Raw genomic sequence first — 12314 nt, forward strand, 5'->3', positions numbered from 1 at the left:
CCGAGCAGGAGATCGATATGAAACTCACGCGACGCGCCGTTGCCGCCGCGGCTGGCGGCCTTCTCGTCTCTGCCGCCACAGCCTGGGGCGCCACATCCGACCCGGGAGCTCGTCACGGGCTCGAGGCCGCCGTAGACGCCTTCTTTGCCGGCTGGGCCTCTGGCGACTGGACGGCATTCCTTGACTGTTGCGATGAGACGATGACCTTCCAATTCCCTGTCGGCGAGCAACGAGGCCGACACGGACCGCCAGAGGGCAAACGGGCACTCGCAGCCTGGACCGCCGCGCATCAAGCGCAGGGGAACAGGATCACGAAATCGACCGTCGATCTCAAGCTCTTCGCCGCCGACTGGGTCATCGTCTGCGATCGCGGGAGCGGGACAATCGGTGGCGCGCCCTACACTGGCCTGCATGCGATCTTCATGCGAGCCGGCCCAACAGGGAGGCTGGTCGAGTTTCGCGAGTATTTCGGCGAGATCGCCGCGTGAGCTCCGGCCGCCGCGCGACGAACATAAAGGTGCGAGGAAGCGCGTCGTCGCGGCCTCGATGCCTCCGAACTCCAGATGAAAAATCTTTAGGTGACTTATGAACGAGACCATACCCGGACTGCCCGGCTCCGCCACCCATTCAAGGGTGAAACCTCGTGCCGATGCTGGCATCATCGGGCGGCCGATCGACCGCATCGACGGTCCGCTCAAAGTGACGGGCGGCGCCACATACGCTTACGAGAATGAGCTGGATGGTACAGCCTATGGCTACATTCTCGGCGCCTCCGTCGCCAAGGGCCGCATCGCCGAGATCGACACGGCCGAAGCCGAACGGGCGCCGGCAGTGCTGCTCGTCATGACGCACCGGAATGCGCCGGCCCAGCCGGATTTCGGCCCAACGGTCACGCCAACGGTGCCGGAGGTCTTCGCGCGCCCCCGGCCCGCGCTCAACAGCGATCAGGTACGGTATTACGACGAGCCGGTCGCGCTGGTCGTTGCGGAGACGTTCGAGGCGGCGCGCGCTGCTGCGGGCCTCATCAGAGTACGCTACGACGAGGAGCCGGGCCTCTACGATCTACCGGGACATATCGCCGACGCCTACGCGCCAAAGCGGACCAATGCCGGCTTCGAGACCGACAGCGTGGTCGGCGACTTCGAGCGCGCCTTTGCGACGGCGCCGATCAAGATCGATTCCACTTACGGGACCCCCTTCGAACATCACAATCCGATGGAGCCGCATGCGACGCTTGCTGCCTGGTCAGGCAACGAGCTGACGATCCGTACATCGGCGCAGACCCTCGCGAACTTCCGGGCCGGGGTCGCCAGCACGCTTCGCATCCCGCTCGAGCGAGTGCGCATCGTCAGCCCCTTCATCGGCGGAGGCTTCGGCTCCAAGCTGATTGCCCATGCCGACACGATCCTGGCCGCACTTGCAGCGCAGGTGCTGCAGCGCCCCGTGAAGATCGCGCTGACGCGACAACAGATGTTCGCCAATGCCGGTCATCGCGCAGAGATGGTCCAACAGGTACGTCTCGGCGCGGACACTGACGGGCGGCTCACCGGGATGGCACACGATGTCTGGTCGGCAACGTCCAGCTTGGAGGAGTACTGCGAACAAACGGCAGTTTTTGCGCGCTCGCTCTACGCGGCGCCGAACCGTCTCACCCGCCATCGCCTGGTTCCGCTGGACATCAACCGCGGCGAATGGATGCGCTCGCCGGGCGAAGCGCCCGGCATGCTGGCTTTCGAATGCGCCATGGATGAGCTCGCCGAGCGCGCCGGTCTGGACCCGATCGAACTCAGGATCCGCAACGAACCGGCACAGGATCCCGAGCGCGGCGTGCCGTTCTCCACCCGCAATCTCGTCGCCTGCATGGAGGAAGGCGCCCGCCGTTTCGGCTGGGAGCGGAGAAACCCGACACCGGGCCGAACTCGGGAGGGCCGCAAGCTTATCGGCCACGGCATGGCGGCGGCGATCCGTCCGAACTATATCGGCGCGGCGACGGCGCGGGTTGCGATCGACCGGGACGGTCGGGTGACGGCGCGGCTCGACATGACCGATATTGGGACCGGCACCTATACGATCCTGACCCAGATTGCCGCCGAGAGCCTCGGCCTGCCGATCTCGTCCGTCAAGGTGGAGCTCGGCGACAGCCGCTTCCCGCGTACCGCCGGCTCCGGCGGGTCCTGGGGCGCAGCAAGCGCGGGTTCGGCCTTGTATAATGCGTGCAACGTCCTCAAGAAACAGATCCTGGAGGCGGCGCTGTCGAACGAAGCCTCGCCGTTGCGCGGCGCGAACGCCACCGAGGCAAGCTTTGCCGACGGCGAGGTCAGGGTCGGCCAGCGATCGGCGAGCCTGGCCGATCTTATCCGAGGGATCTCTCCCGACGGGCTCGAAGCCGAAGGCTCCGTAGCCGCGGGCGCCACCACCCAGTCATACAAGACCTATTCGCAGCATTCCTATGGCGCGCATTTCGCAGAGGTCGCTGTCGATTGCGATACCGGTGAAATCCGCATGCGCCGGATGCTGGCTGTGATCGGCGCGGGCCGTATCCTCAACGCCAAGACCGCGCGCTCGCAAATCATCGGCGGCATGACCTGGGGGATCGGTGCAGCGCTGATGGAGCAGACGGTGCTCGACCCGCGCTACGGCCACTTCGTCAATCACGATCTTGCCGAGTATCATGTGCCGGTCAATGGCGATGTCCCCGATATGGAGGTCGCCTTCCTCGAGGAAGACGACGACAAGGCCAACCCGCTTGGCGCAAAGGGTCTCGGCGAGCTCGGCGTGTGCGGTGCGGGGGCTGCTGTCGCCAACGCCGTTTACAACGCGGCCGGCGTGCGAGTGCGTGAATTTCCCATCACCTTGGACAAGGTGCTGCCTGCCTTACCTGTGATCGCCATTTGACGCTCTCCTCCCTCGCCCTCAACGGTGACCAGGTCGAAACGGATCGCTATTTCTGCGCCATCGATGACGATGCCGGTGGTTGACAGCGCTTTCCGGCCCTTCCATACAAACGCCGTCAATGTTCTCAGGGCGGGGTGAAAGTCCCACCGGCGGTAAGGGTCTCGGCCCAAGCCCGCGAGCGCTTTCCGGTTAGCCGGAGGGGTCAGCAGATCCGGTGTGATTCCGGAGCCGACGGTCACAGTCCGGATGGAAGAGAACGAAATGGAAGACGGTCCGCTTTCGCGGTTCGGACTCCGTATCGTGCGTCCTGATTCTGGTTCGAAACGGAAGGATGGACCCATGAATCAGCATTCCCACAACGACTATGAAACGATCCGCGTTGCCGTTGTTCGCGCGCGTTGGCATGCCGATATTGTCGACCAATGCGTTGAAGCATTCGAGGCGGAACTGGCGGTTCTCGGAGAGAAACGCTTTGCCGTCGATGTCTTCGATGTGCCTGGCGCTTATGAGATTCCCCTGCATGCAAAGACGCTTGCCGTGACCGGCCGCTATGCCGCTATCCTCGGCGCCGCGTTCGTCGTCAATGGCGGCATCTACCGGCACGAGTTTGTTGCAAGCGCGGTCATCGACGGCATGATGAATGTGCAATTGTCGACTGGCGTGCCGGTGCTTTCGGCGGTGCTGACGCCGCACAACTACCATGATAGCGCGGACCATCACCGCTTCTTCTTCGAGCATTTCAAGGTCAAGGGCAAAGAGGCGGCCAGTGCCTGCGTGCAACTGCTGGCAGCACGCGAACACATCGCGGCGTGAAACCTCCACCGCCGGGTGGAAATCCCGGTAAGGCGCTGTAGTATCTCACGAAGCAGGAGGATGCCGGTGCAGACCAAGAAGATCATCAATGACGGCAATCGCTCCGTCGACGAGATGCTGGAGGGTATTCTGGCCGCGCATCCGCGCCACCTCAGAAGCGCGGACGGCAGTCCGCGCGCCATTATCGCCCGCGACGGACCGCGCCCAGACAAGGTCGGCCTTGTCATCGGCGGCGGCTCGGGCCATGAGCCGACCTTCCTCGGCTTCGTCGGCAAGGGGCTGGCCGACGCCGCCGCGATCGGCAATGTGTTCGCCTCGCCGCCGCCGGACCCGATCCTCGAATGCGCCCAGGCGGCCAGCGGTGGCGCCGGCGTGCTGTTCATGTACGGCAACTATGCCGGCGACGTGATGAACTTCGACATGGCCGCCGAAATGGCGGCAATGGACGACATCGAGGTGCGCACCGTGCTGACCACCGACGATGTCGCCTCGGCGCCGCGCGACCAGAGGCAGAAGCGGCGCGGCGTCGCCGGCAATTTCTTCATCTTCAAGGCCGCCGGTGCCGCATGCGACCAGATGCTGTCATTCGATGAATGCGAGCGTATCGCCAGGAAGGCCAACGATCACACCTTCACCATGGGCGTGGCGCTGTCGCCCTGCTCGCTGCCGCAGACCCGCCGGCCCAATTTCGAGATCGGACCGGACGAGATGGAGATCGGCATGGGCATCCATGGCGAGCCAGGCATCGCGCGCGGAAAGTTGAAAACGGCCGACGAGATCACCGACGAAATGCTGGACAAGGTCCTCGACGAGATGGCGCCGGCGCGCGGCGATAAGGTCGCCGTTCTGGTCAATTCGCTCGGCTCAACGCCGTTGATGGAGCTCTACATCATGAACCGACGCGTCAAGCAGAGGCTGGATGACGTCGGTATTTCCGTCCACGCGACCTGGGTCGGCAATTACTGCACCTCGCTCGAAATGGCCGGCGCCTCGGTGACGCTGATGCATCTCGACGGCGAGTTGCAGGCGATGCTCGACCATCCTTGCGACTGCGCCATGTTCCGCGCCGGCTGAGAAAGCATCATGACCTCGATCGATTCAGTCGGCTTGAAAAGAATGTTCGATGAGATCGCGGCGGCGATCGACGCCGACAAGGACAGGCTCTGCCAACTCGACGGCGTCATCGGCGACGCCGACCATGGCATCGCCATGGCACTAGGCTTCACAGCTGCGCGCGATGCACTAGCGCAACTCGACCTCGCGGCGACCGAGCCGACGGCGCTGCTCAACACTGCGGCGAAATCCTTCCTCAACGCGGTCGGCGCCTCGTCAGGCCCGCTCTATGCGACCGCCTTCATGCGCGGTGCCGCCGCCGTCAAAGGCAAGGCAATTCTGGAGGACGCTGACACCATCGCCATGCTCCGGGCGATGGCGCAAGGCATCCAGGATCGCGGCAAGGCCGAGCTCGGCGAAAAGACCATGGTCGACGCCTGGCTGCCGGCTGCGCAAGCAGCGGGTGCCGCGCAGGAAGCCGGCAAGAGCCTGTCCGAGAGCCTGGAGGCTGCACTTGCAGCGGCCGAACGAGGTGCCGAGGCGACCAAGGACATGATCGCCGCCAAGGGCCGCTCATCGCGGCTCGGCGAGCGCTCGCTCGGGCATATGGACCCCGGCGCCGCATCGGCCGTGACGATTATCAGAGCGATGTGGAACAGTCTGGCTTAACCCCGCTTCGCCGCGTCGAGCCTGTCGATCGCCTGGACATTGCCGGCCGACGGTCCCTTCTCATCGAATTCCGATGCAAGCCATGCATCGACGATCGACTTGGCCAGTTCCGGGCCGATGACGCGGGCGCCCATGGTGATGATCTGGGCGTTGTTGGATTTTGCCGCGCGCTCGGCCGAATAGGTGTCGTGGGTGAGTGCGGCGCGAATGCCGGGCACCTTGTTGGCGGATATGGATACGCCGATGCCGGTGCCGCAAAACAGGATGCCGCGATCGTTTTCGCCGTCCAGGATGGTCTGCGCGAGCTTCTGTGACAGGTCGGCATAGTAGCCCGACTGGCTGAGGTCGCTAACCGTGAGGCCGGGCTTGGTAGCGAGGTGAGCGGCAATGACGTCGAGCAGCGGCTTACCGGCGCTATCAGCTCCAATGGCAATTTTCATGTTCCGTTTCCTTCCTGTTTGATGTTCAGATCGCCGCCGAGGCGCGCTTGAGGATGTCGATATAGCCGTCCGCCTGCCGGGCCGAGCGGCCGATGAACAAGCCGTCGATGTTGGGCTGGCCGACCAGTTCGGCGGCATTTTGCGGATTGACGCTGCCGCCATAAAGCACCGGCGGCACCGCCGGCAGCAGGTCGCGTGCGATTTTCTTGATTAGCGCCTGCTGCCTGTCGGCATAGTCCGAACTGGCCGGCACGCCCTTGTCGCCGATCGCCCAGACGGGCTCATAGGCAAACAGGATCGTCGCCGCCTTCGCCGCGCCTTCGAGAAACTGCAGCGCGCCGTGCACCTGCAAGGCCAGCACCGCAGCGGCCTGCCCGCTGTCGCGTTGAGCCAGGGTCTCGCCGACGCAGATGAGTGGCACGAGACCGTGCTTCACCGCCGCCGCAGTCTTCAGACCGACGGCGTTGTCGGTCTCGCCGAAATGCTCGCGCCGTTCGCTGTGGCCGAGCTCGACCATGTCGAGGCCGCAGTCTTTCAGCATGACCGGCGAGATCTCGCCGGTCCAGGCGCCGGCGTCGGCCCAATGCATGTTCTGCGCGCCGACCTTGATGCGCGTCGGCGACAGCGCTTTCTTGACCTCGCGGATCGCCGTGAAGGGCGGGATGACGAAAGGCTGGATGCGCTCGTCGAAACCGGGGACGAACTCCGCCAGCGCCTCGGCGAAAGCCATCGCCTCGGCGAGCGTCTTGTTCATTTTCCAGCTGGTGCCGACCCAATAAACCATACGTGCCCTCCTATTCTGCGATCACTGTCAGCGAAACGCCGGCACCATCCAGCGCGGCGCGCATCTGCGGCTGCGGCTCGCGGCCGGTGAAGACCGTGTCAAAGGCCTTGAGATCTGTCAGGAAGTGCAAGGCAGTGCGGCCGAATTTCCCATGATCGACCAGCAGATATTTGCGCGCTGCTGCGGCCATCATCAACCGTTTGGTCTGGACCACTTCCTGATCCTGGTGAAAGGCAGAGGCACCATGGATGGCCGATGACGACAGGAACGCGACATCGGCGCGCAATGATTTCAGCGTGTCCTCGGCGAGCAGGCCGAAGAAGCCGTGAAACTTCTTGTTGTATTGGCCGCCGAGCGCAATCAGGTTGATGCCGGCAACGCCCGCCAAATCCTGGATGACAGCCAGATTGTTCGAGATCACCGTCAGCGGACGCAGATCGGCAAGATGCCGAGCAACGCCGCCCGCGGTTGAGCCGTCGTCGATGATCACCGTCTGACCCGGTTCGATCATCGTCACGGCAGCGGCGGCGATGCGCTTCTTCTCGTCGCCGGCCAGCCGCTGGCGGTAGCGGAAATCGCTCTCGAAAAGGCTGCTCGGCTGGATCGAGGCGCCGCCGCGCACCTTGCGCAGGAAGCCGCTTTCCTCGAGCTCGTCGAGGTCGCGGTGGACAGTCATCTTTGACACGCCGAAGCGTGAGGCAAGATCGTCGACACTGGCGGTGCCGATGTCCATCAGAAAATCCATGATGCCTTGCCGACGGCCGTCGCTCTTCATTTCCGCGGCTTCCTCGTGCAATCCGGTTCCGAGACATAACAGCAAACGTCGCACAAGCCACGAAATTTTTTGTGATAATGTTATATCTCTATGGGATATTATGACGCTTCTGGTCGCGTCCTGTAACAAGAATTGCTGCCGGCCGAGCGCCCAGCGGTTGCGGTGCCGCGGAAATCCGGCCAGAAGCATCAGGGGCTCGACGACAACCGAACGGCCCGCAAACACTGGCTCGAAACCGGATACGGGAGACTACTGAGTGGCTCGCATCACACTGAGACAATTGCTCGATCATGCCGCCGAATACGGCTATGGCGTGCCTGCCTTTAACATGAACAATATGGAACAGGGCCTCGCCATCATGGAGGCAGCCGAGGAGACCAAATCGCCGGTTATCCTGCAGGCGAGCCGCGGCGCGCGAGCCTACGCCAACGATGTGGTGCTAGCCAAGCTGATCGACGCGCTGGTCGAAATCCATCCCAATATCCCGGTCTGCATGCATCTCGACCATGGCAACAACGAAGCGACCTGCGTCACCGCGATCCAGCACGGCTTCACCTCGGTGATGATGGACGGATCGCTGAAGGAAGACGGCAAGACGCCGGCCGACTACGCCTATAATTCCGGCATCACCCACCGCGTCGTCGACATGGCGCATTGGGGCGGCGTCTCGGTGGAAGGCGAGATCGGCGTTCTCGGATCGCTGGAGATGGGCGGCGGCGAGCAGGAGGACGGCCATGGCGTCGAGGGCGTCATCAGCCACGACCAGCTGCTGACCGATCCCGTGCAGGCCGAACAGTTCGTGCGCGACACCCGTGTCGATGCGCTGGCAGTCGCCATGGGCACCAGCCACGGCGCCTACAAGTTCAGCCGCAAGCCGGACGGCGCTGTACTGGCCATGAACGTCATCGAGGAAATCCACCGCCGTCTGCCGAGTATGCATCTCGTCATGCACGGCTCGTCCTCGGTGCCGGAGGAGTTGCAGGAGATCATCAACAAATATGGCGGCCAGATGAAGCCGACATGGGGCGTGCCGGTCGAAGAGATCCAGCGCGGCATCAAGCACGGGGTGCGCAAGATCAATATCGATACCGACAACCGCATGGCGCTGACCGGCGCAATCCGCAAGGTGCTGACCGAGAACCCGAGCGAATTCGATCCGCGCAAATATCTGACGCCGGCAATGGCCGCGATGCGGAAGCTGTGCAAGGAGCGCTTCGAGCAATTCGGCACCGCCGGCAACGCACCGAAGATCAAGCCGCTGCCGCTGTCGGAAATGGCCAAGCGCTACAAGTCCGGAAGCCTCGATCCGAAATTTGGCTGACGTATTCCGGCTCTGAGCAGGAGCTGCCTCAGCTCCTGCTCATCCGATCATGCTCGCGGCAAGAGATCGGCCCTGCCGGTCTCGATAAAGGGTGCCCAGTAGTCGACCGACTCGCGGATCATGGCGATGACCTGGTGGTCGACGGGCTCGCGCTCGCGGAACGACAATTCGAGGCAGATCTCGTTGTCGACGCCGCCGCCACGGCGAACCGTCTCCAGCAGCTTTTCCGGCGTGATGCGGCCGTCCTTGTTGTGAGCGGCAATGAACGGCCAGTGACCACCCTTGTTCATCGACGACTGCTTGACGTGGATGATCGGCGATTGCCTGGGAAAGGCTTCGGCCCAGGCATAAGGGTCGGTGTCCGCCGGATTGCTCGAGGTCACGTCGCCATGGTCGATGTCGACCATCATCTTGAACGGGACGGCCATGCCGGCCGCTTCGATCTCGCGCTGCAGTGCCCGGCAGCTTTCGATCGTATGGCCGAATTCGCGGCCGACCGACATCGGCTCCCAGAACAGGTAGGTCAAGCCGGCTGCTTTGGCATGCTCGGCGACCTCGCGCCAGCATTCCAGCGCGATGTCGAAAAGCCGCGCGCGACGTTCAGGATTGTCGTAATCCCGGTGAGTGAAGATCGCGAATTGCGTGCCCATGCCTGCGGCGCCGAGCTCGGCCGAAACTTCTGAAAAGGTCTTGAACCAGTCGACGTAGTAGCGCCGCACGTCGGCATCGGGATGGCCGAAATGATTGAGCCGGCCGTAAGGGCCGGTCATCGCGGAGGTCACGCGCACACCGGTGCGGTCGAGCGCGGAGCGGAACAGGCGGACGAATTTGGCGATCGTCGCCGCCGGCCAGCCGGGATTGACGAATTCATGGGTGAGTTGGACGTCCCTGATACCGATCTGATAGGCGATCGCGTCGATCAGGTCGTCCGGCTCCGCAAAGCGGTTGACCAGCGGATTGGTGTTGAGCGAAAGCGTAAAGGCCATCAGCCGGCCTTTGCCAGCCGGCTCGAGCACCAGTCCTCGAAGGCGGTTCTTTCCGCGGCAGACAGATGCAGGCCGTGCTTGGTGCGCCTTTCGAGAATATCGGCGGCGGTCTCGGCCCATTCATGCTCGAACAGGTAATTGGCTTCGCGCTCGAAAAAATCCTTGCCGAAGCGCCGGCCCAGTTCGGCGAGCGAGGTGGCCGCGCCGACCAGATCGCGCGTCCTTGTGCCGAAGAGCCTGCCGTAATGCTTGACCAGCGATGCCGGCATCCAGGGAAATTCATGGCCGAGGTCGCCGAGGAACTGCTCGAAATCGGCATTGGCGATATCGCCGCCCGGCAGGTGCCCTTTCGAGGTCCACGGCTTGCCCATTTTCGGAAAGAACGGGGCGATACGGTCGAGCGCGTGCTCGGCCAATTTGCGGAAGGTGGTGATCTTGCCGCCGAAGACCGAAAGCAGCGGCGCCTGCCCAGCCGGTGCGTCGAGTTCGAATATGTAATCGCGGGTCACCGCGCTCGGATTGTCGGCATTGTCGTCATAGAGCGGCCTGACGCCGGAAAACGAGTAGACGACGTCGCTTCGTGCGAGCTGGCGCTTGAAGTAGCGATTGACTGCCTTGATCAGGTAATCGATCTCGCTCGCATCGGCGGTCACGTCCTCCGGCCGCCCTTCATAGGGAATGTCAGTGGTGCCGATCAGCGCCAGATCGTCCTGATAGGGATTGATGAAGATCACCCGCTTGTCGCTGTTCTGAACGAGATAGGCCTGCCGCCCTTCCCAGAATTTCGGCACAACGATGTGGCTGCCCTTGACCAGGCGCACGTTGCGCCTGGAATTCTGGCCGCCGACGCGGTTGATGACGTCGTTGACCCAGGGTCCGGCGGCGTTGATCAGCGCCCGTGCCCGGACTGTGGTCCTGACGCCGGTTCGACCGTCGCGCATCTCCACCGACCACAGGCCGTTTTCGCGGCGGGCGGCGGTGCAGGCAGTGCGGGTGAATATCCTGGCCCCACGCTCCGCGGCGTCGAGCGCATTGATGACGACGAGGCGGGCGTCGTCGACCCAGCAGTCGGAATATTCGAAGCCGCGCTTGAAGCTGTCCTTGATCGGCGCGCCTTCTGGCGCGGTGCGCAGGTCGAGCGTACGCGTGGCCGGCAGCCGCTTGCGGCCGCCAAGATGGTCGTAGAGGAACAGGCCGAGCCGCACCAGCCAGGCCGGCCGGTCATCGGGGCTGTGTGGCAGCACGAAGCGCATCGGCCAGATGATGTGCGGCGCGGATTCGAGCAGCACCTCGCGTTCGATCAGCGCCTCCCGCACCAAGCGGAACTCGTAATATTCGAGATAGCGCAAACCCCCATGAACGAGCTTTCCCGATCGCGAACTGGTGCCCTCGGCAAGATCGTCCTTTTCGCAAAGAATGACCGACAGGCCCCGGCCCGCCGCATCGCGCGCGATTCCGGCGCCATTGACACCGCCGCCGATGACGAAGAGGTCGACGATTTCGGTTTCACCGTTCATCTCGCTCTATGCCCTGTCGTCAGCATGGATTGACCGGAGGCAGCCCGGCGATGTAGCGGCGCACTTCCTCGGCCGCCTGCTCGGCCGCGTAGGTCACGGTGCGTACCGACGCGCCGGCGATATGCGGCGTCAGCGTCACGTTCGGCAGTTGCAACAGCGGCCAGTCGGCAGGCACCGGCTCGACGGCGAACGTCTCCAGCATAGCGCTGCCGATCTGCCCCGAGACGAGCGCCTCGTAGAGCGCATCGTAGTCGACCAGCGGTCCGCGCGCGGTATTGACGAAGATTACGCCGGGTTTCATCCGGGCGATGGCGTTCTTGCCGATCAGGCCGCGCGTCTCCTCGGTGACCCGGGAATGCAGCGTGACCACATCGGAGCGCGACAGCAGATCGTCCAGCGCAACCAGTTCGACGCCGGCATTGCGGTCCTCGGCGCTCAATTGCACATAGGGATCGCAAACCAGGATGCGGCAGCCGAAGGCGCGCAGCAGGCGAACCAGCCTGGTGCCGATATTGCCGTAGCCGATGACACCGACGGTCATTTCGTTGAGCTCGCGGCCGGTGCGATCGGCGCGGTAGAGATCGCCGCGCCATTCGCCCTTGCGCAAGGCTTCGTGACCGACGCGGATCAGCCGCGTTTCAGCGAGAATGGCGCCGATGGTGAACTCGGCCACGGCGCTGGCGTTGCGGCCGGGCACATTGACCACGATGATGCCGTGGGCCTTGGCGGCGGCCATGTCGATGTTGATCGGTCCGCCGCGCGAGACCGCAACCAGCTTGAGCGTGGGCAGGCGCTGCATCATGCTTTCGGAGAGCGGCGCAAGCTGGGTGACGAAGATTTCGGCGTCGCCGATGAAATCCACCACCTCGTCGGGATCGCCGAAATACTCCTTGACCTTGTCCAGACCAAGCGCGGCATTGCCGAATTGCATCGGCTCGTCGGGCCAAGCGGTCTCAATGCTGCGGATGTCGAGATTGTCGCCGCAGGCCGCCTCGATTTTCTCGCGAAACACTTCCGGAAGCATGAAGCGGTCGCCGATGATCGCAATTTTCTTGGGCATG

Annotated in this window: 12 protein-coding genes and 1 riboswitch; of the genes, 6 read left to right on the forward strand and 6 right to left on the reverse strand. The window is 63.6% G+C overall.

Annotation, left to right across the window (positions count from 1 at the left end):
* The first annotated feature begins 17 nt into the window (after window positions 1-17).
* The 5 genes from NKH28_RS09435 (at window position 18) to dhaL (ending at window position 5430) form a co-directional block, all read left to right on the forward strand.
* Complete coding sequence (locus tag NKH28_RS09435; protein WP_352978585.1) at window positions 18-488, forward strand: nuclear transport factor 2 family protein; 471 nt, start codon at window positions 18-20, stop codon at window positions 486-488.
* Window positions 489-585: 97 nt separating this feature from the next.
* Window positions 586-2895, forward strand: coding sequence for a xanthine dehydrogenase family protein molybdopterin-binding subunit (locus NKH28_RS09440; RefSeq protein WP_352978587.1), 2310 nt, complete (start codon window positions 586-588; stop codon window positions 2893-2895).
* 116 nt (window positions 2896-3011) lie between these two features.
* A riboswitch (FMN riboswitch) is annotated at window positions 3012-3157 on the forward strand.
* Between the two features lie 77 nt (window positions 3158-3234).
* Window positions 3235-3708, forward strand: a complete 474-nt coding sequence (locus NKH28_RS09445) for a 6,7-dimethyl-8-ribityllumazine synthase (RefSeq protein WP_352978589.1) — start codon at window positions 3235-3237, stop codon at window positions 3706-3708.
* Between the two features lie 66 nt (window positions 3709-3774).
* Window positions 3775-4782, forward strand: coding sequence for a dihydroxyacetone kinase subunit DhaK (locus NKH28_RS09450; protein WP_352978591.1), 1008 nt, complete (start codon window positions 3775-3777; stop codon window positions 4780-4782).
* Between the two features lie 9 nt (window positions 4783-4791).
* The gene (gene dhaL, locus NKH28_RS09455; protein WP_352472272.1) at window positions 4792-5430 is read left to right on the forward strand and encodes a dihydroxyacetone kinase subunit DhaL; all 639 of its coding nucleotides are present in this window, start codon (window positions 4792-4794) and stop codon (window positions 5428-5430) included.
* Here dhaL and derI read toward each other — a convergent pair.
* Genes derI through NKH28_RS09470 form a run of 3 tightly spaced genes read right to left on the reverse strand, consistent with a single transcriptional unit; the run spans window position 5427 to window position 7429 of the window.
* Window positions 5427-5870 (reverse strand): D-erythrulose-4-phosphate isomerase, encoded by a 444-nt coding sequence (gene derI, locus NKH28_RS09460; protein ID WP_023676015.1) that lies wholly within the window; start codon window positions 5868-5870, stop codon window positions 5427-5429. The two genes, dhaL and derI, sit on opposite strands and share 4 nt — an antisense overlap.
* Window positions 5871-5895: 25 nt before the next feature.
* A complete protein-coding gene (locus NKH28_RS09465) occupies window positions 5896-6654 on the reverse strand; it encodes a triose-phosphate isomerase (protein ID WP_352978593.1) in 759 nt (252 codons plus the stop codon).
* Window positions 6655-6664: 10 nt separating this feature from the next.
* Window positions 6665-7429: a DeoR/GlpR family DNA-binding transcription regulator gene (locus tag NKH28_RS09470; protein ID WP_023676017.1), complete on the reverse strand. Its 765-nt coding sequence runs from the start codon at window positions 7427-7429 to the stop codon at window positions 6665-6667.
* Window positions 7430-7685: 256 nt separating this feature from the next.
* Between NKH28_RS09470 and fba the strand changes: the two genes are divergently transcribed.
* Entirely contained in the window at window positions 7686-8750 is a 1065-nt protein-coding gene (gene fba / locus NKH28_RS09475) for a class II fructose-bisphosphate aldolase (RefSeq protein ID WP_352978595.1), read from the forward strand.
* A 47-nt stretch (window positions 8751-8797) separates the two neighbouring features.
* On the opposite strand, the gene NKH28_RS09480 is transcribed toward fba, so the two are convergent.
* Genes NKH28_RS09480 through NKH28_RS09490 form a run of 3 tightly spaced genes read right to left on the reverse strand, consistent with a single transcriptional unit; the run spans window position 8798 to window position 12313 of the window.
* The gene (locus NKH28_RS09480) at window positions 8798-9736 is read right to left on the reverse strand and encodes a sugar phosphate isomerase/epimerase family protein (RefSeq protein WP_352472317.1); all 939 of its coding nucleotides are present in this window, start codon (window positions 9734-9736) and stop codon (window positions 8798-8800) included.
* The gene (locus tag NKH28_RS09485; RefSeq protein WP_352542233.1) at window positions 9736-11253 is read right to left on the reverse strand and encodes a glycerol-3-phosphate dehydrogenase; all 1518 of its coding nucleotides are present in this window, start codon (window positions 11251-11253) and stop codon (window positions 9736-9738) included. Before NKH28_RS09485 ends, NKH28_RS09480 begins: the two co-directional genes overlap by 1 nt.
* Before the next feature lie 19 nt (window positions 11254-11272).
* Window positions 11273-12313 carry a 2-hydroxyacid dehydrogenase gene (locus NKH28_RS09490; protein WP_352978598.1) on the reverse strand — a complete coding sequence of 347 codons (1041 nt, stop codon included), beginning with the start codon at window positions 12311-12313 and terminating at the stop codon, window positions 11273-11275.
* Window position 12314 lies beyond the last annotated feature (1 nt).

Source organism: Mesorhizobium sp. M1227, assembly GCF_040318315.1.
GTDB lineage: Bacteria > Pseudomonadota > Alphaproteobacteria > Rhizobiales > Rhizobiaceae > Mesorhizobium.

Bases quoted from the DNA above. Each gene is read 5' to 3' on its own strand.
- NKH28_RS09490 (WP_352978598.1), bottom strand. From the start codon at position 12,313: ATGCCCAAGAAAATTGCGATCATCGGCGACCGCTTCATGCTTCCGGAA.
- NKH28_RS09485 (WP_352542233.1), bottom strand. From the start codon at position 11,253: ATGAACGGTGAAACCGAAATCGTCGACCTCTTCGTCATCGGCGGCGGT.
- NKH28_RS09445 (WP_352978589.1), top strand. From the start codon at position 3,235: ATGAATCAGCATTCCCACAACGACTATGAAACGATCCGCGTTGCCGTT.
- NKH28_RS09470 (WP_023676017.1), bottom strand. From the start codon at position 7,429: ATGAAGAGCGACGGCCGTCGGCAAGGCATCATGGATTTTCTGATGGAC.
- dhaL (WP_352472272.1), top strand. From the start codon at position 4,792: ATGACCTCGATCGATTCAGTCGGCTTGAAAAGAATGTTCGATGAGATC.
- derI (WP_023676015.1), bottom strand. From the start codon at position 5,870: ATGAAAATTGCCATTGGAGCTGATAGCGCCGGTAAGCCGCTGCTCGAC.
- NKH28_RS09480 (WP_352472317.1), bottom strand. From the start codon at position 9,736: ATGGCCTTTACGCTTTCGCTCAACACCAATCCGCTGGTCAACCGCTTT.
- NKH28_RS09465 (WP_352978593.1), bottom strand. From the start codon at position 6,654: ATGGTTTATTGGGTCGGCACCAGCTGGAAAATGAACAAGACGCTCGCC.
- NKH28_RS09435 (WP_352978585.1), top strand. From the start codon at position 18: ATGAAACTCACGCGACGCGCCGTTGCCGCCGCGGCTGGCGGCCTTCTC.
- NKH28_RS09440 (WP_352978587.1), top strand. From the start codon at position 586: ATGAACGAGACCATACCCGGACTGCCCGGCTCCGCCACCCATTCAAGG.